The sequence below is a fragment of the Crenothrix polyspora genome (assembly GCF_900163755.1).
Classification (GTDB): Bacteria; Pseudomonadota; Gammaproteobacteria; order Methylococcales; family Methylomonadaceae; genus Crenothrix; species Crenothrix polyspora.
On record NZ_FUKI01000134.1, the window covers coordinates 1 to 18,601 of the forward strand.

The 18,601-nt window shown below is 47.5% G+C and carries 23 protein-coding genes; 8 read left to right on the forward strand and 15 right to left on the reverse strand.

The genetic code is table 11. The annotated features are described in order from the left end of the window. On the forward strand, positions 1-306 hold a 306-nt coding region (locus CRENPOLYSF2_RS18860; RefSeq protein ID WP_176371126.1), incomplete at its 5' end, for a hypothetical protein. Between the two features lie 493 nt (positions 307-799). On the opposite strand, the gene CRENPOLYSF2_RS13155 is transcribed toward CRENPOLYSF2_RS18860, so the two are convergent. Then, on the reverse strand, positions 800-1,099 hold the full coding sequence (locus tag CRENPOLYSF2_RS13155; RefSeq protein WP_087144408.1) for a TrfB-related DNA-binding protein: 300 nt from the start codon (positions 1,097-1,099) through the stop codon (positions 800-802). Positions 1,100-1,412: 313 nt separating this feature from the next. Here CRENPOLYSF2_RS13155 and CRENPOLYSF2_RS13160 point away from each other — a divergent pair, with 313 nt between their 5' ends. Then, positions 1,413-1,670, forward strand: a complete 258-nt coding sequence (locus CRENPOLYSF2_RS13160) for a hypothetical protein (protein WP_087144409.1) — start codon at positions 1,413-1,415, stop codon at positions 1,668-1,670. Between the two features lie 2 nt (positions 1,671-1,672). Then, complete coding sequence (locus tag CRENPOLYSF2_RS13165; RefSeq protein ID WP_087144410.1) at positions 1,673-2,176, forward strand: helix-turn-helix transcriptional regulator; 504 nt, start codon at positions 1,673-1,675, stop codon at positions 2,174-2,176. A gap of 61 nt (positions 2,177-2,237) precedes the next feature. On the opposite strand, the gene CRENPOLYSF2_RS13170 is transcribed toward CRENPOLYSF2_RS13165, so the two are convergent. The 3 genes from CRENPOLYSF2_RS13170 to CRENPOLYSF2_RS13180 all read right to left on the reverse strand — a co-directional run bounded on the left by CRENPOLYSF2_RS13170 (position 2,238) and on the right by CRENPOLYSF2_RS13180 (position 3,884). Then, on the reverse strand, positions 2,238-2,516 hold the full coding sequence (locus CRENPOLYSF2_RS13170) for a hypothetical protein (RefSeq protein ID WP_087144411.1): 279 nt from the start codon (positions 2,514-2,516) through the stop codon (positions 2,238-2,240). Further along, positions 2,516-3,145 carry an AAA family ATPase gene (locus tag CRENPOLYSF2_RS13175; RefSeq protein ID WP_087144412.1) on the reverse strand — a complete coding sequence of 210 codons (630 nt, stop codon included), beginning with the start codon at positions 3,143-3,145 and terminating at the stop codon, positions 2,516-2,518. The genes CRENPOLYSF2_RS13170 and CRENPOLYSF2_RS13175 overlap by 1 nt, the downstream gene beginning before the upstream one ends. 76 nt (positions 3,146-3,221) lie before the next feature. Then, a complete protein-coding gene (locus CRENPOLYSF2_RS13180; RefSeq protein ID WP_087144413.1) occupies positions 3,222-3,884 on the reverse strand; it encodes a recombinase family protein in 663 nt (220 codons plus the stop codon). A gap of 170 nt (positions 3,885-4,054) precedes the next feature. On the opposite strand from CRENPOLYSF2_RS13180, the gene CRENPOLYSF2_RS13185 reads away from it, so the two are divergent. From CRENPOLYSF2_RS13185 to CRENPOLYSF2_RS13200, 4 genes are read left to right on the forward strand one after another with little or no spacing between them, the layout of a single operon-like run. Next, positions 4,055-4,768, forward strand: a complete 714-nt coding sequence (locus CRENPOLYSF2_RS13185; protein ID WP_087144414.1) for a hypothetical protein — start codon at positions 4,055-4,057, stop codon at positions 4,766-4,768. Then, complete coding sequence (locus CRENPOLYSF2_RS13190; protein ID WP_087144415.1) at positions 4,749-5,606, forward strand: hypothetical protein; 858 nt, start codon at positions 4,749-4,751, stop codon at positions 5,604-5,606. The genes CRENPOLYSF2_RS13185 and CRENPOLYSF2_RS13190 overlap by 20 nt, the downstream gene beginning before the upstream one ends. Then, complete coding sequence (locus CRENPOLYSF2_RS13195) at positions 5,603-5,788, forward strand: hypothetical protein (protein ID WP_087144416.1); 186 nt, start codon at positions 5,603-5,605, stop codon at positions 5,786-5,788. The genes CRENPOLYSF2_RS13190 and CRENPOLYSF2_RS13195 overlap by 4 nt, the downstream gene beginning before the upstream one ends. Next, positions 5,785-6,309 (forward strand): metal-dependent hydrolase, encoded by a 525-nt coding sequence (locus tag CRENPOLYSF2_RS13200; protein ID WP_087144417.1) that lies wholly within the window; start codon positions 5,785-5,787, stop codon positions 6,307-6,309. Before CRENPOLYSF2_RS13195 ends, CRENPOLYSF2_RS13200 begins: the two co-directional genes overlap by 4 nt. A 146-nt stretch (positions 6,310-6,455) precedes the next feature. On the opposite strand, the gene CRENPOLYSF2_RS18865 is transcribed toward CRENPOLYSF2_RS13200, so the two are convergent. Further along, entirely contained in the window at positions 6,456-6,683 is a 228-nt protein-coding gene (locus CRENPOLYSF2_RS18865; RefSeq protein ID WP_176371127.1) for a hypothetical protein, read from the reverse strand. Between the two features lie 291 nt (positions 6,684-6,974). On the opposite strand from CRENPOLYSF2_RS18865, the gene CRENPOLYSF2_RS13210 reads away from it, so the two are divergent. After that, complete coding sequence (locus CRENPOLYSF2_RS13210) at positions 6,975-8,138, forward strand: replication initiation protein (protein ID WP_087144419.1); 1,164 nt, start codon at positions 6,975-6,977, stop codon at positions 8,136-8,138. 193 nt (positions 8,139-8,331) lie between these two features. On the opposite strand, the gene CRENPOLYSF2_RS13215 is transcribed toward CRENPOLYSF2_RS13210, so the two are convergent. The 10 genes from CRENPOLYSF2_RS13215 to CRENPOLYSF2_RS18875 all read right to left on the reverse strand — a co-directional run. Continuing rightward, a complete protein-coding gene (locus CRENPOLYSF2_RS13215; RefSeq protein ID WP_087144420.1) occupies positions 8,332-9,813 on the reverse strand; it encodes an efflux transporter outer membrane subunit in 1,482 nt (493 codons plus the stop codon). Beyond that, positions 9,806-12,913, reverse strand: a complete 3,108-nt coding sequence (locus CRENPOLYSF2_RS13220; protein ID WP_087144421.1) for an efflux RND transporter permease subunit — start codon at positions 12,911-12,913, stop codon at positions 9,806-9,808. Before CRENPOLYSF2_RS13220 ends, CRENPOLYSF2_RS13215 begins: the two co-directional genes overlap by 8 nt. After that, complete coding sequence (locus tag CRENPOLYSF2_RS13225; RefSeq protein ID WP_087144422.1) at positions 12,910-14,061, reverse strand: efflux RND transporter periplasmic adaptor subunit; 1,152 nt, start codon at positions 14,059-14,061, stop codon at positions 12,910-12,912. Before CRENPOLYSF2_RS13225 ends, CRENPOLYSF2_RS13220 begins: the two co-directional genes overlap by 4 nt. A 120-nt stretch (positions 14,062-14,181) precedes the next feature. Further along, positions 14,182-15,003 carry an oxidoreductase gene (locus CRENPOLYSF2_RS13230; RefSeq protein ID WP_245807995.1) on the reverse strand — a complete coding sequence of 274 codons (822 nt, stop codon included), beginning with the start codon at positions 15,001-15,003 and terminating at the stop codon, positions 14,182-14,184. A gap of 43 nt (positions 15,004-15,046) precedes the next feature. Further along, the gene (locus CRENPOLYSF2_RS13235) at positions 15,047-15,508 is read right to left on the reverse strand and encodes a MarR family winged helix-turn-helix transcriptional regulator (RefSeq protein WP_176371128.1); all 462 of its coding nucleotides are present in this window, start codon (positions 15,506-15,508) and stop codon (positions 15,047-15,049) included. Positions 15,509-15,886: 378 nt separating this feature from the next. Further along, complete coding sequence (locus CRENPOLYSF2_RS13240) at positions 15,887-16,390, reverse strand: siphovirus Gp157 family protein (protein ID WP_087144423.1); 504 nt, start codon at positions 16,388-16,390, stop codon at positions 15,887-15,889. A gap of 47 nt (positions 16,391-16,437) precedes the next feature. Next, on the reverse strand, positions 16,438-16,944 hold the full coding sequence (locus tag CRENPOLYSF2_RS13245; protein ID WP_087144424.1) for a J domain-containing protein: 507 nt from the start codon (positions 16,942-16,944) through the stop codon (positions 16,438-16,440). Further along, positions 16,934-17,773 (reverse strand): hypothetical protein, encoded by an 840-nt coding sequence (locus CRENPOLYSF2_RS18870; protein ID WP_087144425.1) that lies wholly within the window; start codon positions 17,771-17,773, stop codon positions 16,934-16,936. The genes CRENPOLYSF2_RS13245 and CRENPOLYSF2_RS18870 overlap by 11 nt, the downstream gene beginning before the upstream one ends. 64 nt (positions 17,774-17,837) lie before the next feature. Beyond that, on the reverse strand, positions 17,838-18,068 hold the full coding sequence (locus CRENPOLYSF2_RS13255; RefSeq protein WP_087144426.1) for a hypothetical protein: 231 nt from the start codon (positions 18,066-18,068) through the stop codon (positions 17,838-17,840). 143 nt (positions 18,069-18,211) lie between these two features. Then, a partial coding sequence (locus CRENPOLYSF2_RS18875; RefSeq protein ID WP_217884115.1) for a hypothetical protein occupies positions 18,212-18,601 on the reverse strand: 390 nt, incomplete at its 5' end.

The following is an 18,601-nucleotide window of genomic DNA, read 5'->3' on the forward strand; positions in this document are numbered from 1 at the left end:
ATTGGCGTAATTTGCCAATCGCAGCAGCTGCATGAGATTCCCCGCACTTTTAATCACACCCCCACCACGACAGCACCGGAAAACGAACGGGGCGAAGCCCGAAGCCGCCACCGCAAAGCACCAGCGGCCAAAGCAGAACCCACAAGAGAACGCCACCACGGGGCGCACAGGGAAACGCCACCTAAACCACGGCCAGGCGCAACCATAGAACGGGAAGGAACAAAAGAAAAAGCACCCATGAAACACCCCCAAAAACAGCGGCCAGACCACCCAACCGATGGCTATATTTTACCAAAGTACATATAAAAAGTACACATATTAGTACATAAATAAAGTAAATATTTTTGGCGCGAAAATTGCGGCCATCTTGAGCTGGAGCCTGGGGGTTTGGGGGAGCACCCCCAAGTTTGAATAGCTGTGGGCTAGGCAATGAAGCCGTGAAGAAAAACTGCCACCTCTCGCTGTCGCCTGTGTATCGGTCAGCCTAAAAAACTGCCCTGGCAAGGTGGAGATGGCTTAGTGGCTGTTGGCGCGTTTTGCAAACCAAAATCTAAAAAAGTAACGCGCTTACAGACACTTGGCCATACGACCTTGTTAGGGCGGTTTTTTAGGCTATGGTGCGGTGCAGGCGATAGCGAGAGGTGGTGGTTTTTTAGGCTTTGTTGCCTAGCCCACGCCTCTGTTTGAACTGTAGCGTAGCGGAAGTGAGTTCAGAACAGTGGAGCGGATGTTGCAAATGTGCTTGTGGCTGCTTTTTGCCACATGCACCTTTTGCAACTTACCGCGACTTCCTTATTTTTTAGTAAGAGCTTAATCCGGCTGACCGCTTGGCTTTTCGCTCAATTTCTTTTACATCGTCAACTTGGTCTGGCGGCACACATACCGTGACACATTCCCAATCGTCCGGCATGCCTTGCGCCGCTTTGTGTGCCGCCTCAACCCGTCCAACAGCATCTTGAAGCTGCTGTTTCGACATTTCCGTTTGTCGTGCCGCGTCTACAACGCGCATTCCATCAACTAAAACCATCCGTACAGCGTCCTTTGTGCGCTGTGCCATGCGCGTTGAATCAGTTAGTTTAAGGAATTCGGAAATTTTCATGACAATCTCAATAATCTGATTAAAGTAAATATTAAAAGTAAATAATTATATTGAATTTTTTAGGAGGTCACAAGGATTTTTATGTGCTTGGTAATTGATGGACGATAGCCTTAAGTCGGTTCACTGTTCCGGCGTTGCCGAAACCTTAGCGTACATTTCCGTACCATTGGATTTCAAAGCCCAAACCCTATGAAACATTTCTGTCGTTTGTTTAAAGTCACCCAAGTTTAGTTAAAATTGCAAGACTAGATGATTGTCAATTGACAATCACTTATAACCCTTCTACTATCATGGAAAATTCATGAGATAAACCATGCCCCATCCCAATAAAGTTGTGCGCGATGCTTTACAGTATGCCTCGGATAATGATTGGCGGATTGTGCAAGGCGGCTCTCATGCCTGGGGACAAATGTATTGCCCCTACAACGACAAAACATGTCGATGCGGTGAATTTTGCAGGGCAAGCATCTGGAGCACGCCTAAAAATCCAGAGAATCATGCCAAACAAATTCGGCGTATTGTCGATAACTGCGTGCTGCAAAAAACACAAAACCTGAGTGCTGAGGAATAACGATGGTTGATTATGATTTTACGCTGAAGTTTGACATTTCTAGCCTTGAATGCGAACCAGACACTTTTTTGGATCAGCTTTATGAAGCGGGGTGCGATGATGCCATCATTGGCATTGGCCGACCTGGACGGCTCTCTATTAATTTCACCCGAGAAGCAAAAAACGCATCAGAAGCGGTTTTAAGTGCATTAAACGATGTAAAAAGAGCACTACCGCAAGCAAAGTTGATCGAAGCCACCCCCGATTTTGTGGGTTTGACCGATATTGCCGATATTCTGGGATGCAGCCGCCAAAATATCCGAAATCTTCACATCAAATATCAATCGTCTTTCCCAACGCCGGTTCATGAGGGCAGTACCACACTGTGGCATCTTGCCAAGGTGTTGCCTTGGTTCAAGGGCAAAGGCAACTATGCGGTGGAGGATAGCTTGCTTGAAATTTCGCTGACCAACATGAAAATTAATTTGGATCGGCAAATGGGTGATATTTATACAGTACATTTTTAGTGTTTTTTTAGTACTAAAAACATACTTATTTAATGTTAAAAATATATCAAAAACACACTAATTAACCTTGTTCTTTTTGAAGCTCTTCTGAGAATTTCAACAGAGCATAACGGATAAAATTCAGCTTGGTTCTACCGCTTAATTGGCTTCCCAATTCAAGTTGTTCGTATTCGTATTGGTTGAATGGAACCTGTATGGCTTTGTAATCCCTTTTGGCATTCCGGTTTAATTCGGGTTCTTTAACGGTTTCCGGTTGCCCCCCATTTTCAGCCCCCGCCGCAAATGCCTCAATTTGTTCGGCGGTTAAGGTTCTGGCTTTAGGCTCTCTTCTTTTGACCATTACAGTATTTCCTCGACTAATTTCTTAATTTCCATTTTTGCTTTTGCGTTGTCCATTTCCACGACGCTTAAACCATCACTCATCGCATCACGGTAAACTTTACGATCCCGTATCATGGTAGAAAGTGGCTTAATTTCAGGATAATCATTTAAACAATCCCGCGCCTCGGCTTCTTCATGCACGATGGGATTGGTGGGAGCCATCGTAATCAAACCGAAAATCTTTAACTCAGGATTGAGGTCTTTGGCCTGAATGATGATTTCCTGCATATTAGGTAGGGTGTCCAAGTCCGGTTGTGACGGCCTGAATGGCACAATCAAGATATGGGCGGCTGTCATGCCGGTTCTGAGTTCTCGGCTGTCCCTACCGGCTGCATCGACAATGACATACTCGTAACGCTTATCAAGATCGAGCAAGGTGTCGCGGATGTTGTCGTATTTTTGGACGCAATTCACTTTTGCCAACGCCTTGTTTTCGGCCCTGTCCATTGCCCAATTGGCAGCGGTAGATTGCCGGTCTGCATCAACCAGAACCACGTCATGGCCTTTACCGGCCAATTCGGCGCTGATATTTACGGCTGTCGTTGATTTTCCACAGCCGCCTTTTTGACTTCCAATGAGAATAATCATAGTGTATTTTCAGTGTTAATTTAATACCAATAATACATTAAAAATGTACTAAATAAATACTAATTTAGTATCAATTTTATGGTTTATTTTTTGTGGCGGGTTTTGGCTTTTTCACTGGCTTGTCGGACTTAATGAACCGGCTCAATCCGTTGGCTTCCATCCACGCGTAAAGCGTCACGGGCGAACAATCGACAATCCGCGCGATACTGGTTTTGTGTACGTCTTTTTTCAGCAGCTCAATAATTTCATCCTTGCGTTTATCCAGCTTTTTTTCAGCGCTCACCGCGCCCTTTGGCCTACCCAATGGCAAACCCGCCGCCTTTCTCTTCGCCAAGGCTTCCGTCGTTCGGGCACTGATAAACTCGCGCTCGATTTCTGCCGCCAAACCCAACACCACCGCCGTTATTTTTGAATTCAGCGAGCCGTCCATCACCATGTTGGATTTTGCCACATGTACGGCAATTTCTTTTTTGGCCGCTTCCTGGAGTATTTCCAACACCTGCAATGTGGAACGGGCAAGCCGTGAAATCTCGGAGACTAACAGCACATCACCTTTTTTTGCTTGCTCGAACAATTTCCCCAGGTCACGGTCTTTCCACGATTTTTTGCCGCTGGCGGTGTCGTCGATAAATGTCAACGGCTCAAGCTTGTTTTTCTGGGCGTATTCGATGACACCGTGGCGCTGGTTGTCGAGGTCTTGCTTGTCGGTGCTGACACGGATATAGGCGTAAGTGCTCACTGGAAAATCCCGTTTTTTGGTCTACTCTTGTACTCGATTTATGTTCAATTTAAACGCTCGTTTAAATTGAATAATAGTCTTTTTTTGATGTTTTGATTGTATTCCCCATAGCTTTGAACAAATCGACGGCAAAAACGTGACGTTTTCTTGGCATTTTTTGAGGTAAAAACATGCAGTTTCTGGCAATAAAAAAGCACCAAAGGCCGCGTAAAGATGGCCGTCCACACGCCCAGGCTTTCGTGATAAAAAAGAACCGGAAGTTTGGCGACGTGCTGGAGCAAAAAGGCATCAGCACCAAAAAGCCGGTGTTGATTACCGGCGCTCATGCGTCCGGCAAAAGTTACTGGCTAGACCGGTTGCACAAAGATGCGGCGCGGGTGTGGGCGCAAATCGAGGCAGAACCTTTGTACCTTGCAGCAACTCGGCCTTTGTCGGCGTGGACAGATGTTAAACACTTGGAAATTTGGTGGGCGGCGCGTGACAACCCCGATGATGACCGGCACTGGACAAAGCTCAAAGCCTGGGAGCGTGTCGATAAGCTGCCGTTGTACCTGAAAGAAACCGGCGCGGTGCTGTTCATCGACGATGCCCATAATTTGGGTGGCCGAAAATTAAAAGTGGTTCAGGATTGCGTCCGAGCCGCCAAAGTATGGGTTATGGCTGCGGCGGATGAAGGGCGAATCGCACCAGGGCTTCGCAAAGATGTGCTGGCTTTGGAGCCTCAGACTTTCCGTTTGGATTCTGAGGTGGCCTATGATGCCACCTCGATCATCATGTGGCTACTTATGCTGGCCTGTTTGATGGGCGGTGCTTACGAAGTGGCGGCGGTTTTGGGTGGATTGAAAATGTTAGCGGGTGGTAGTCGTGCGACGAAACAAAGTTAAGCCGTGTCCTGACGATTATTGGCTGTGGTTGGTGTTGGCAAATGTGTCATTGTGCCTGATGTTCCTGTTATTTTTTATCGGCTTGGCCTGGCTGTCCATCGGCACCGCCCACGCTTGGGTCTGGCAATCGCCGATCAGTTTTGAGGATGAAAAGAAGCCACCTGTTTCCAACGACAAACCGCCGGTTGTCATCCATGAACCCGCGCCTGAACCTGAACAAGCACCGCCACCGCCGGAGATAAAACCCTATGAAATCCCAACCATGCGCGGCAATAGGCGAGATTTTCATTACACACCAGCTATCAAGCTGGCCCCGGTGATTGACGCGGATGCGGTGTTCCAGACCATTGTGAATTGTTTTCCTGAGCGGCCAAAATGGGGGCTGGACGTTAAGGCCGTGGCTGGCGCGAGAATGACCGATGGCGGGGTCAGTACCTTTGACACGGCGGGGCTATCCAAATTTTACGGCGGCATTGTTGCCGAAATGCCGTTGTATTCTGCCGAGGAAATGCACAAGCAACGCACTCAGGAATATCAACGCCGTGGCGAAGTCGCGGCGAATGTGGCGCAGTTACTCAAAGCCTTGGCCGATAGGCAACGTGCGTTACGGATGGTGGGCATTAACGAAAGCGTTGAAGCCAGGAGCCAGTTACGGGTCAAGGAAGGGCTGGCACCGGCTGAAGAACAGATCACCAACTTGAAAGCCGTCGCGGAAAAAGTCGGCGATTTGGACGCGGCGAATGCCGCCATTGTCGCGGCACGGCTAACATTGGTGGGTCAGTGTCGTGATGAGGTGGCGGAAAATGTTAACGATTACCTGAAGGAGATCACCCAATGAGTCCTATAGCTGAGGCCATTCTTGCCGATTTTGCCGCGTCTTACTGGCTTAAAAACGCCTTGCGCTCTGCCCTAGAGCGCGATCCGGTGGATGCTTTGGCCGATGCCGAAATGTTGGCGGCGGCACTGTATGAACGCCGCAATGAGATTTTTGGGCAACTGGCCAGCGATGAAAAACCATGAAATGGGTTAACCACATCGCCATTGCGGGGAGTATTGCCGCTGTATGGCGGCCAGAATTAGTGCCTGTGGCGATTTTAGGTGCTACCGCACCCGATTGGCTGGAGTGGGCGTTAAAGTCGCTTAGACGGCGTGTACGTCACCGTACCGTGACACATTATGTCATCAACTGGCTGCTTGGGCTGTTGTTTGGGTTATTCATCTGGGATTTTCACCATGCGGTCACGGCATTTTTCGCCGGTGGGCTGTTGCATGTCCTGTGTGATGCGCTGACGGTGCAGGGCGTACCGCTGGGTTGGTGGAGTGACCGGCGTTTTAACCTGTTCGGTGGCCGGTTACGCACGGGGCAAATGGGTGAATATTGGGTTTCCGGCGCGGTGGTGGTTATTTGCTTCGGGCTGGCGGCAATGACGCGGCATTGGGGCGGCGATTACAGTCCCTTCTTTTGGGATTGGGCGGATTATTACCAGTCCGGCTTGATTGATGGTAAGGAATGGAAGGACAACCGGTTTCGGTGGTTGTGATTTTCAGGCTGAATTTTTAAGTATTGTTCAAAATTAGATTTTATTTTTTGAATTTCTGTGAAGTGATTCACGTTTTCAACAATTGCTTTTGCGCCTTGAAAATTGTGTGGTTAGTATCTGAAATTTCAAAACAAAAAAACTAACGGCTAACTACCTAAAAATTTCATTTTCTCGCGCGCGGTTGTAGTTGTTTTAATTGTTTTAATTGTTTTAATTGTTTTCGGCGTGTTTTTTCTATTATGAATCATTATGTTACAACGCCAAACCACCGGAATTTGCTGTGAAACCACCGGAATTTGCTGTGAAACCACCGGAATTTGCTGTGAAACCACCGGAATTTGCTGTGAAACCACCGGAATTTGCTGTGAAACCACCGGAATTTGCTGTGAAACCACCGGAATTTGCTGTAATATGCGTTTTGACGGCTATTTTTTGCACTAAAATTGGTTTTCAGCAGGTAGAAAAATGTTTTTTTGTGAAAAAAAAATGATTTTAAAAAAATAATTTTGTTTTTTAAAACAATTAGTTGAGCCGTTAAACCACCGGAATTTGCTGTGAAACCTGCGGAATTTGCTGTGAAATCTGCGGAATTTGCTGTTACGCCCCTATAAAAAACAATAACTTATGCTACTTAATGCACATTAAGTTTAAAACATGGAATTTTTATGGCTAAAAAAAAGAAAAAAATGTTGCCATCCTCCTCAATCGTCACCCAAGCAAATGAGTTGGTATCAGCCCGATATACTTTGCCATTGGCAGAACAGCGTTTGGTGTTGACTATGATTGCCAGAATTCAGCCAGATGATGAAGATTTTAAGGAATATCGCATAAGTGTTGGTGAACTGGCTGATTTTCTAGGCGTGGATAAAAACTCGGCCTATCGTGAATGCAGGAAAATTACTAAATCTTTGTTGACCCGCGTGTTGGAAATTCATGAGCCAGGGCGTTTATTGCAAGCGAATTGGGTATCATCAGCCGATTACATTGATGGCGAAGGTTGTGTCATGCTTTGCTTTGATCCCAAACTTAAACCGTATCTGTTGCAACTCAAGGGAAACTTCACTTCTTGCAAACTGGAAATGATGTTGAGCTTCAAGAGTCAGTACACTATGCGTATGTACAGTTTGCTGAAGCAATATGAACGTTTGAAAAAACGTGAAATAGAAATGGCTGAATTGCGTGAGATGTTGGGTTTAAGAAAAGACCAACATGTGGAATATAACCATTTTAAGTCTCACATTCTCATTCCTGCCCAAAAAGAGCTTGCTGAAAAAGCCGACTTAACCTTTACGTTTGAAGAAATCAAATATGGCCGCCGCGTGGGGGCTATTCGTTTCCAGATTTTTGTCAAAAAACAAGTTGAATCGTTGGTTGATGATACATTGATCCCTCTGATACCCGATTTTCTGCCGCCAGATATTCAAGCAACCATCCTTTCAGCACCTCATTTATCCATACAGGAAGCCCCTATTGTTACGCTATTGGATAAATTAATGGCCATTGTGCCAGAACAGCACCGTGCCAAAAAAACCGTGCAGGCGGCTTTAACGGCGTTTGAAAAGAAACACGGCTTTGAGTATGTCAAACGCAATATTCTGTATTGCAACGCCAAAGCCGCTAAATCGTATGCGGGGTTTTTGGTCAATACGCTCAAGGAAGACTGGGGGCATGATTGGCAATTGGAGCAAAACGTACCGGTTAAGGCAAAGCCGCTTGAATTGTGGCAGCGTAATGGTTTTGCCAGTGAAAAAGAATACAATGATGCTATGTTCCGCAAGCAAATGGAGAAATATGGCAAGCTTGAAGAGTGTGCGGCTTCATTTATGTAAAATATATTTATAACTAATAAACAAATAAATTTATTAAATAATGCTCTATACACTCAGCAAGATTACTGTGACTTTTCTAAAATGCAGTTAAGGCGATGTTCCTTTTCCTTAAGCTTCAATCGGTTACTTGCCCTGACTAATTTTTGTCATGTACAGAAGAATATGAATTCAGATATTACTGTTTAGTTTTGATCTATGCCGGTGGAATTTTTCTTGCTATCCCATCATTTTCGGCTCGATTAGCCGCGCCGCTATCCCACCCACCACCGAAGGCTCGGTAAAGCGACACGATCGAGACACGCGTTGCGGTTTCGGCCTTGACTCGCTCGTCACCGACAGTCAATGTATTACGCCGAGCATCAAGCAGGGATAAGTAATCTTTAACGCCCCGTTGGTATAGGGCATCAGTAGCCTGGTAGGCTTTTTGAGCGGACTTTTCGGCATTCGAAAGTCGCATTTTGCGCTCCGTTGACGAGGTATGCGCGACAAAGGCATTTTCAACATCTTCAAGCGCCAGCAAAAAGGTTTTTTCGTAGTTCAATGCCGCTTGATCGAGCCTTGCATCCACTGCTGCAATGTGCGCCCGGATACGGCCAGCGTTAAATAGTGGCATGGTTAAACCAGACCCCAGCGTATAAACGCTTTCTGCAAGACTCGAGAAACCGCCCACCGCCAGTGCGCCAAAACCACCGCTTGCCGACAACACTAATTTAGGGAACAAGTCCGCTCGTGCAGCACCCAGATTGGCAGCGGCGGCGGTGACCTCGGTTTTGGCAAGACGCAGGTCGGGGCGCTGTGACATTAAGTCCGTCGGCAAGAGCTTTGGGATTTCAGGCATCGTAACGGGTAACGGTATGGCTTGAGATAAACGGGTTTCTAGTTTATCCGGGGTCTCGCCCAGTAACACAGAGATTCGATGCGTTAATGTGTTAGCTGAACTAGTGAGTATTGGCAACGCTGAATCGGTCGTTTCAACCAGAGTTTTCTGACTGGCAACATCGGCTTCAGTAGCAAGACCGTTCTTTGCAAAAAGCTGTAACGCCCTTAGCTTTTCTCTTTGGACGGCTATCTGTTCTTGTTGAAGGCTAATCCGCTTCTGTAAACCTCGCAGCTCCAGATAATTCGTGGCGACTTGCGCCAATAAACCTACTTGAACGCTACGTAAAGCCTCTTCGGTTCCTGCCGATTGTGCGATAGCGGCCTCTGCTTCGAGATGCCTACCGCCGAACAAATCGATTTCCCAGCGCGCAGCCAGCCCGCCACTGATGGCATCGGCAGTCGGTGTCTTCAGCTCAATTCCCTGGTTTCCGGGTACGCCAATTATCCGGTCGATCTTCTTTTCCCGGCCACCCGATGCGAATAAGTCGATACTGGGATAGAGCGCCGACTCGGCGATAGTTACCGAGGTACTCGCCTCTCGAACCCGCGCTTTAGCGATTCTAAGATCATGGTTAGCGTTCACCGCTTTTGCGATCAAATCATTGAGCAAGGGATCTTGGAAACCTTTCCACCATGACTTTAAATCGGTGCGAGTTGCTTCGATTGAATCGGTGGACTTATTATGCCAACTATTCATATCAGCCAATTTTACGTGATCGCTCACTCGAGTTGGCGTGCAGGCATTCAAAATAGCGATGGTTAGCATTGCAAAACCTATTGAAATAAACTTACTCATGGGGAACTCCTAGCTCAGGATTTTCGTTGTTTACTTTTGTGCCAATATCAGGCTGAACTCGTTGCACCCTGAACCAAGCGGCATACAGTGCAGGCAGAAAAAACACCGTCAACACCGTTGCAACCGTCAAGCCGCCCATAATGGCAATGGCTTGCGGTCCGAAGAAATCGTTACGGGAGAGCGGTATCATGGCTAGAATAGCCGCAGCGGCAGTCAATAAAATGGGTCGGAAACGTCTAACCGTCGATTCGACGATAGCCGTCCAGGTATCCATGCCTGCTTTTTCGTCCTGCTCGATTTGGTCTACCAGAATGACTGAATTACGCATAATCATCCCAGCGAGGGCAATAATCCCCAATAAGGCAACAAAGCCGAAAGGTGCGCCGAACAGCATTAATGCAAACGCTGCCCCAATCACGCCCAGCGGCGCAGTCATAAACACCAGAAAGGTTCGTGACAAATTCTGCAACTGCATCATTAGTAAGATAAGCGTGGCAATGACTACCAAGGGAATCCAGATCAGAATTGATTTTTGGGCAGTCCAGGCATCTTCTTTTGCCGCCCCGGTCTCGATGAAATACCCGGATGGCAGTTGCTTTTGAATGGCTTCCAGTTTTGGAACAATCTGCGCTGCAACATCCGGGGCTAACATACCTTCTACGACATCGGCACGTACTGAAATTGCGGGAAACCGGTTTCTTCGCCAACGAACGCCGTCTTCAAAGACAGTTTCGGTGGTGACCAATTGCGACAAGGAAACCGATTTGCCTTGGCTAGTCGGTACATTGATATTGGGCAATCCATCTACACCGATGCGTAACTGATGCTCCGCTCGCCAGACAATATCGATTAATTTATCCTCCTCACGGAACTGGCCAACCGGAATGCCGGTGTAATGCGCCTGTAATGCTTGCGAAAGGCTAGCGGTCGAAACCCCAAGCGCACGAGCCTTATCCTGATCTAAAACCAGGCGGGCTGATGGTATGCGTTCATGCCAGTCGTCATTCACATCAACGGTATTGGCGTTAGCCCGGACAATTTCCGCCACCTGATCGGCGATCATTCTAACCCTGCTAGCATCTTCACCAAAAACACGGAATACGATGGGATAATCCATAGGCGGCCCGACGTTGAGGCGCATCACACGCCCACGCACTTCCGGAAAATCGGTGGCTAATGTCTGCCTGATCCGTTGCATGACCCGTTCACGGGCAGTATTGTCCTTAGTCACTAAAACGAATTCAGCTAGATTGGTATTGGTCAGTTGTTGAACTATGAGCAAAAAGAAACGTGGCGTACCGCCACCGATATAAGTCGCATTGCTCACTATTTCTTCGTCTTTGGCGAGAATAGCTTCCATCCGTTTAGCAACGGTTTCAGTTTGCGCGAAGGCGCTTCCTTCCGGAAGCCATAAATCGATGATCAGTTCCGACCGATTTGATAAAGGAAAGAATTGTTGCGGGACTTTAGTCAATGTCATCACGCCCCCACCGAATAGAACGATGGTGGCAATGATGATTGTTTTACGGTGCTCCAGACAATAATCTACCCAGTGGCGCAGACGATTATAGAAAGGGGTGGCAAAATGATCGTGGCTGGTTTGGGCAGTGTTAACTTTAACCTTGAGAACTAAATAGCCCAGGTAGGGCGTGAATACCACTGCGCCTAGCCAGGAAAGAATAAGCGAAATGCCGACCACCTGGAACATAGCAACGGTATATTCACCTGCTGACGATTTCGCCAAGCCCACTGGCAAAAACCCTGCAACCGTAATCAATGTTCCGGTCAGCATGGGAAATGCGGTTACCCGGTAAGCATAAGTTGCCGCACGCATTCGATCCCAGCCATCTTCGAGTTTTCGTGCCATCATTTCAATGGCAATCATGGCATCGTCCACCAACAATCCTAAGGCTAAAATAAGAGCCCCCAAAGAGATACGATGAATTTCCAAACCAAACAGCAACATACAGAGCAAAGTTCCGGCCAGCACAACCGGCACTGTCAGGGCGACAACCGAACCTGCACGCATACCAAGGCTTAAAAAACTAACTAGCAGTACTGCCGCCAAAGCCTCCCAGAAGGTACGCAAGAATTCGCCGATAGCGGTATTGACCACTTTGGATTGGTCAGCCACTTTCTCAACATCAACGCCAATGGGTAGGCTTCCTTCGATAGAAGCCATGGTACCTTCAAGCAATTTGCCCAAGGCCAATACATCACCTTTCTTATTCATGGTGACTCCCAGGCCGATGACATCCTTGCCATTGAACCGCATTTTGAATTCGGCAGGATCAACGTAGCCCCTGGTTACCTTGGCAAAGTCACTCACTCTGAAGGTTCGTCCTTCGATACGGACCGGAAGATTCGCAACAGCATCCACCGAATTGAATGAACCGGTAAGCCGAATAGGTAGATTTTGTTGTGGGGTGATTACTGTTCCTGCCGGTACCATGCCATTTTGGGTTTGCAGCACTTGGGCAACCGATGCCACATCCAATCCCAATTCAGCTAACTTCTTGTCGGAAAATTCGACATAAATCTTTTCATCTTGCACACCGATGAGATCGACTTTTTCAACATCTTTTACGCGCAAGATTTGTTGCCGTGCCGAATCAACAATGTCCTTAAGTTCCGCATAACTAAAGCCTTCACCGGAGAAGGCATACAGTAAACTATAGGTATCGCCGAACTCGTCGTTGAAAAAAGGCCCGATCACACCGGGCGGCATGGATAGTTTTATGTCGGCAACCTTTTTGCGTACTTGATACCAAAGATAGGCAATTTCGGTAGCGGGAATATCTTCCCGTGGCGTAACGAAAATGACGGATTCGCCAGGCTTTGAATAACTGCGGACATAGTCCAGATTTGGCAGTTCCTGTAGCTTTTTTTCCAGCCTGTCCGTCACTTGGTTTTCGACTTCAAGTGCTGTTGCACCAGGATACAGGGTTTTAACCACCATTAACCGAAAAGTAAATTTCGGGTCTTCCCGCTGTTCCAAGGTGAAATAGGCAAATATCCCTCCCAGCAACAGCAACACCATGACAAAACCCGTGAAAGCGCGATGTTCCAGCGCCCATTCGCTTAAATTGAAATGCTTCATGGCTGTTTACCTGAACTGTCAATGCCCTGATTTTTCAATGCCAGCGGAAGTGACTCTGACAAGCGTACGGTCTGACTTTCCTTTAAACGCTGCACCCCCGCGCTGACTATCAATTGTCCGGCCTGAAGACCTTCAATTGAAACAAGTTCGCCCGGTAATGCGCTTTCCAGTTGAACCGGCACGGCTTTGACTGTACTGGTGGCTTCATCGATTAACCACACTTGCTGCTGTTTGGGCTGAGCCTGGGAAGTAAACACGGCTGAAAGCGGCACGGCGATACGTTCAGCGTTATCAGAAGCAACCCACACCGTAGCGGTCATACCCAGATGCGCCTCTCCCTGCCCATCTAGCATTGTTGCTTTAGCCCGGTAAGTACGACTAGCGGGATCAGCAGAAGCACTTATTTCACGAATTTTGGCAGTGAATTTACGCTCGTTATCTGACAACAAAGTTATAGCCACTATCTGATGGTTTTTGATTTCAGAGATGCGCTGCTCGGGCAGGTCGAAGTGAATTTCTTTTTCGTCAAGTTCCGCCAGTTTGACTATCGCCTGGCCAGCGGCGATAACCTGTCCTTTTTCAACTTCCAAAGCGGTTATGACACCCTCGCGATCGGCTGATAATTCCGTGTAATGGAGTTGGTTCGCCGTTTGTTTAACCTGGGCTTCGAGTGCGGCTACCCGTTCCTGTGCGTTGGTGTAGGTTGTTTGGTGACGATCAAAATCGGGGTTGCTGATAACCTTTTGGTCTAACAATTCCCGGTAACGGGTCAAATCATCCTTGCTAAAATCCCGATCGGCGATAGCCGACTTGAGTTGCGCTTTGATTGACTCTACCGATAAACGAAAATCACTGGTATCCAGCTTTGCCAATAGTTGTCCCTTGTGGACACGATCCCCGATTTCGACAGGCCTTGCCAGTATCTTACCCGTCACCCGAAAGGACAATGTTGTTTCAAAACGTGCCCGAACCTCTCCGGCATATGACGTAACAGCCCCTACGCTGCTATTTCCGACTCGAAATACTTTTACCGGACGTGGTGGTAATTTAACCTTTTGATCTTGGCGGGAACACCCCATCAACAGGGATACAAACAAGAACAGACACACCAAAGGTTTGAACAAGTGAAATTTATTACACTTAGCCATAAATCATCCTATATAGACGTAGATACACCTTTCAAATTAAAAAATAGTCCGGCTTTCATTTTTGAATCTCTCCAGTTTGCTCCACTCACCGCCTCGCGCTTGAGGATTCAAGGAAAGTAATCAGCCTAGTCCAAAATCTTTCCGCAAGCTGGAATCCACAAGGAAGGCAGGCAAAAAACGCCGTAATATACTCAATAATAACGCCTGGCCGTTAGGTTGGCGTCGCATTCTCAATTTGCCAAAAGCGGCGTCTATTATCGTATCTGCCACGCCATCTGGCTCTGGGGCACTACTGACGTTTTTATTTATTGCTTTCGATACGTTACCGCGCTCATTATCATAGGCCGGGATTAATGAAGCTGCCTGTGGTGAATTAGCGTCCAGATTTGTCTTGGTGAATGCTGGTTCGACGAGTACTACGCGGATTCCGAATTGGCGTACCTCATGGTCGAGCGATTCAGACAGTCCCTCGACAGCGTGTTTGGATGCGGCATAAATACCCAGATATGGAGCCGGAAGAAAACCGAGCACCGAGCTAATATTGATGATTCTTCCAGAGTTCTGCGCCCGCATAGATGGAAGCACCGCTTTGGTTATACGAAGTATCCCAAACACATTGGTGTCGAACAGCGATGCAGCTTCAGTAAGCGATGTTTCCTCTACCGCGCCTAGCATCATCATTCCCGCGTTATTGACGAGCACATCGATGCGATTTGCCTGATCGATAACGGATTGGATTCCCCGTCGAACGGAAGTATCGTCGCGAACATCCATTTCGACGAACTTTACTCCAGGGATTGGTTGTGCTTTGGCGATACTGCGCACCGTACCGAACACTTGGCATCCCCGCTGGGCAAACTTTTCCGCAGCTACACGCCCGATGCCAGATGACACGCCGGTCACAATGACGACTTTGTTATCGAATTTAATTCTCTTGTTCACGGTTACCTCCTTATTAGTGTATATACACATATTTGCTAAAAAATTATCTTGCTTGCGATACATCTATCAACGCGGACAAGTCCGCCATTAAAACCTGTAAGCGCTCTTCGCCCATGCTTTCCCTGATCTTGGCTTGTGCTTGCTGCCACAGTGGGTAGGCCTCTAACAGGACGGCGGAACCTGGCTCGGTAATTGTCACCCAACGCGTACGACGGTCTTCACCGGGGGCAACATTAACAAGCCCCTGCTTTTCCATCACTTCCAAATTACGGCTTAAGGTTGTGCGATCCATGACAATTTTCTCGGCCAAATCTGTCACCAACACAGGACCAATTATCTTTAAAACCACAAGCAATGAATGCTGGGTACCACGGATGCCTGACGGACGTAAAGTTTCATCATATAGTTGGGTTACTGCCCGGGTGGCCTTACGGAGATTGAACCCTATACAATCCACGCAACATAGAAAATCTGGCATTTTTTGTGATTCAGTTATATCGGACATATTTAAACTCGAAGTGACTTTATATAGGAGTATATACACATAATTTTATTTGTCAAAATTTTCTCAATTCGCTGTTACCTTAAGTGATCTAGTTTTTCCATAAATTGTGCATTCGCATCATGCTCTTGTTTGAGTGTCCGGCCTCAAGAAAGCTAAGGTGTTCTATTGGTAGCCGACTTTGGATCGGTTTTGACAGCTAACACAGCGGTTTTTTGATCATTGCACTGACGGTTGTCGTTATCATTGGTGAATTCACGGATAAATCTCGTGAAACTTTAGAGCCTTTTGTTGATTAGCACCCGTCTTAAGGCACAATATAGCTACTGCGATATTGTGCCGATAAGTATCTATCTGTTGATTTCGTACATTGTTACCCGGCTACCTGATAACCAACCGTTTACCATTGGTTAACGCTGCGCCTTCAACGGTTTTACCCGCATTAATCGCGTTTTTTATGGCGGTTTTGTCGATTTTCCAACTGATAACCTGTTCTTTAAATTCCAACGGTATCGCGTCTTCATCAAACACATTGACCGCCGAGGGGTTGTTTTGGATGGAAAGCTTAAAATACGGGCATTCAATCTTACTGATGCCGGTATGTAACATACTGCCTTTCAAATAATCCTTAAACCACTGCACCCGATTTTCCAAAGCTTTACGCCGTCTGGCCATTTCTACCTCGGCGTTTTTGATCGCTTCGGCGGTGGCTTCCATGTTTTTTAAAAACATGGCTACGTTAATTGCCTTGTCTTCCAGTTCGCCACTTAAGCCTTCCAGGGTGTCGTTTATTGCCTCAATCGGTAAATCCATTTCTGGATCAGTCAAAAAATCCAGAGCTTGTAAATAATTACCGCTCAATTGGTACAAAGATAAGTTGCTCATGATAATGTCCTCGGTGTGGGCGGCGGATAAGCGCCGCCCTTTGCGCCTTATGGGGCTAAAGTTGGTTGATAACGTGACGATTGATTAACCGTTGCACTGCCGTAGGTGTCGCGGATTTTGTCCAAATCCCAATCGCCTTTATTACGGCTTTTGTGGTCGGGTGGTCTGAAATACCAAGCGGTTTTTTTCTTTGCCCACCAATAACCGGCGTTTTTGATCGTGTCTTTATGCGCCTTGGTGTTACCCGTCAACCACACCCAAGCTCCGCACACTTCAATGGTGATGCCAGCCAAACCGATAACGGTATTTATCGCCGTGTTGAGTTCTTCGCCAAAATCGCTGTTAACTTCCTCGTTAATGGGGCGTTCTACGCCGTTATAGTCAATATCGTGCAAAAACTGATAGGCCACATTGACGGCTTTCATCATTTCCAGACCGGCTGGGTTGCGGTCTGGGTGGTATTTAATGCAAGCTTTACGGTATGCGGTTTTAATGGCTTCTTGATCTGCTGTAGCACTCAGGCCGAGAATAGAAAGCGCGTCCTTAATGTTCATAAACCACCCCAGAAAACGGGTAAACATCCGCGCTTAACGCGCTGTCGGCTTCGCCCTTTGCGTATTCTTCACCGGCCCAACTTTCAAGCTTGATAAGCAGTTTTTCAAACTGGACGGGCGTTAAGTCGGTGAAATGTTCAACGTGCCAGGCTTTAGCAATCCAGGTTTTTACGCGCTCACGGTCGAGCCTGTAATCACGGATCTGTGCTTCCAGTAATTTGTGCTGGCTGGCGGTTATTTTTGTTGATGGCGGTAATTCCCGTTCTGCTTCAACAATCGGTGTCATTTCCTTGGCTGGTGTGACTTCGTACCCCGCTAAACTCATAATCCAACTGAACGCCAGACGGCAAGCCTTGCCGGTGGCGCGGGTTTGCGCCATGCTGCGCCGCGCGTAGCGTGGACGCGCTGACCAAATCGGTTTACCGTATTTGTCCAGTTCGTCAGGTGATCCGCATTCTGCGCTTGCGCGTGAAATACACGCGCCGTCTGACATGCGTACCAGCTCAACTGTTGCGGTATAAATGCCGTCTGTTTCAGTGGTCGAAACCTCACGGGCAATACAGCCGAGCATTACCCCTAACGTTGTCCAGCCTTCCACATTGACGTGTTTGCGGCCTTTTATCAGCGTTGATAAATGTTGTTTATCGATTACCGCCGCGAGTTCTCCGGCCAATTCCGATGCACCCGCCACCAATGCCCCAGGCGTTGCGGCTTGCAACGTGCCGAGCGTAACCGATGACGATGTGAGTGGTATCACGGCGGGTAATGCCGCCGTAGGTTCAGGTGCAACTTCAAGCACCTGTTTGATTTTTTGGTTTGTTGCTGCCATGATATGTACTCCTGCATGTAAATCTAAGCGCGGTGTCAGATACCGCGCTTAGAAAAATGGTTGTTTAAATGACGGCTTTTAACGCGGGGTGCTCTTGCGCTTCTTTACCGAAGCGCAAGGTATATTTCATCGATGTAATACTGTCGAAATCCTCCTCACTCAATTTTATTTGCGCTTCTGTTCCATCAATACTGATAACGAACAATACAAATGGATCATTAGGCCGTTCCGCAATATTTAAAACACCGCCATTAATGCCGTCTATTTGAAAAATACGGCGTGGATCGTTTGACATAACACCTACTCCAGTTAAAAAATCCGGTTTGTTTCGCTCCAAGGTGGCGACCCTTGCAAAGCCCGTAAAACCAGTTAACGGTTGCCGTTTTTCTCCTTTAACGTCACTAAAAAACGGTAAAATTGACGGTTAAGCACACTGTTTTAAATGCACTTTTGTTGGGTTTGAACCCACAAAAAAGCACTAGACCAAACACCTACACCACCAACCGCCACCCAAGAACCAGAACCCAGCGAAGGCAGTAAATAACCGCAAAAACCCACCGGAAAGGCCACAATGGGCAAGCCACGCAAAACCGCACACTGACAAGCCAACAACGAACCACGCGAGTTTGGCGAACCAAAAAACACCAAAAGCCCAACATTAGCCGCAGCCACTACCGCGCGGGTACGCCTAGCCAGCCGAGCGCGTAACGGAACTAAAACCGAACCGCCGGCCCACCACTGGACAGAACCACCCGCACCGGCAAACGTGGACACCGCCGCCACCGCTGAAAACTGCCCAGAACCCACACCACCCGAACCAAACGCAGC

Bases quoted from the DNA above. Each gene is read 5' to 3' on its own strand.
- CRENPOLYSF2_RS13155 (WP_087144408.1), bottom strand. From the start codon at position 1,099: ATGAAAATTTCCGAATTCCTTAAACTAACTGATTCAACGCGCATGGCA.
- CRENPOLYSF2_RS13220 (WP_087144421.1), bottom strand. From the start codon at position 12,913: ATGAAGCATTTCAATTTAAGCGAATGGGCGCTGGAACATCGCGCTTTC.
- CRENPOLYSF2_RS18870 (WP_087144425.1), bottom strand. From the start codon at position 17,773: ATGGCAGCAACAAACCAAAAAATCAAACAGGTGCTTGAAGTTGCACCT.
- CRENPOLYSF2_RS13185 (WP_087144414.1), top strand. From the start codon at position 4,055: ATGCAGTTTCTGGCAATAAAAAAGCACCAAAGGCCGCGTAAAGATGGC.
- CRENPOLYSF2_RS13175 (WP_087144412.1), bottom strand. From the start codon at position 3,145: ATGATTATTCTCATTGGAAGTCAAAAAGGCGGCTGTGGAAAATCAACG.
- CRENPOLYSF2_RS13245 (WP_087144424.1), bottom strand. From the start codon at position 16,944: ATGAACATTAAGGACGCGCTTTCTATTCTCGGCCTGAGTGCTACAGCA.
- CRENPOLYSF2_RS13200 (WP_087144417.1), top strand. From the start codon at position 5,785: ATGAAATGGGTTAACCACATCGCCATTGCGGGGAGTATTGCCGCTGTA.
- CRENPOLYSF2_RS13165 (WP_087144410.1), top strand. From the start codon at position 1,673: ATGGTTGATTATGATTTTACGCTGAAGTTTGACATTTCTAGCCTTGAA.
- CRENPOLYSF2_RS13160 (WP_087144409.1), top strand. From the start codon at position 1,413: ATGCCCCATCCCAATAAAGTTGTGCGCGATGCTTTACAGTATGCCTCG.
- CRENPOLYSF2_RS13215 (WP_087144420.1), bottom strand. From the start codon at position 9,813: ATGAGTAAGTTTATTTCAATAGGTTTTGCAATGCTAACCATCGCTATT.
- CRENPOLYSF2_RS13225 (WP_087144422.1), bottom strand. From the start codon at position 14,061: ATGGCTAAGTGTAATAAATTTCACTTGTTCAAACCTTTGGTGTGTCTG.
- CRENPOLYSF2_RS13255 (WP_087144426.1), bottom strand. From the start codon at position 18,068: ATGTCAAACGATCCACGCCGTATTTTTCAAATAGACGGCATTAATGGC.
- CRENPOLYSF2_RS13235 (WP_176371128.1), bottom strand. From the start codon at position 15,508: ATGTCCGATATAACTGAATCACAAAAAATGCCAGATTTTCTATGTTGC.
- CRENPOLYSF2_RS13210 (WP_087144419.1), top strand. From the start codon at position 6,975: ATGGCTAAAAAAAAGAAAAAAATGTTGCCATCCTCCTCAATCGTCACC.
- CRENPOLYSF2_RS13240 (WP_087144423.1), bottom strand. From the start codon at position 16,390: ATGAGCAACTTATCTTTGTACCAATTGAGCGGTAATTATTTACAAGCT.
- CRENPOLYSF2_RS13195 (WP_087144416.1), top strand. From the start codon at position 5,603: ATGAGTCCTATAGCTGAGGCCATTCTTGCCGATTTTGCCGCGTCTTAC.
- CRENPOLYSF2_RS13170 (WP_087144411.1), bottom strand. From the start codon at position 2,516: ATGGTCAAAAGAAGAGAGCCTAAAGCCAGAACCTTAACCGCCGAACAA.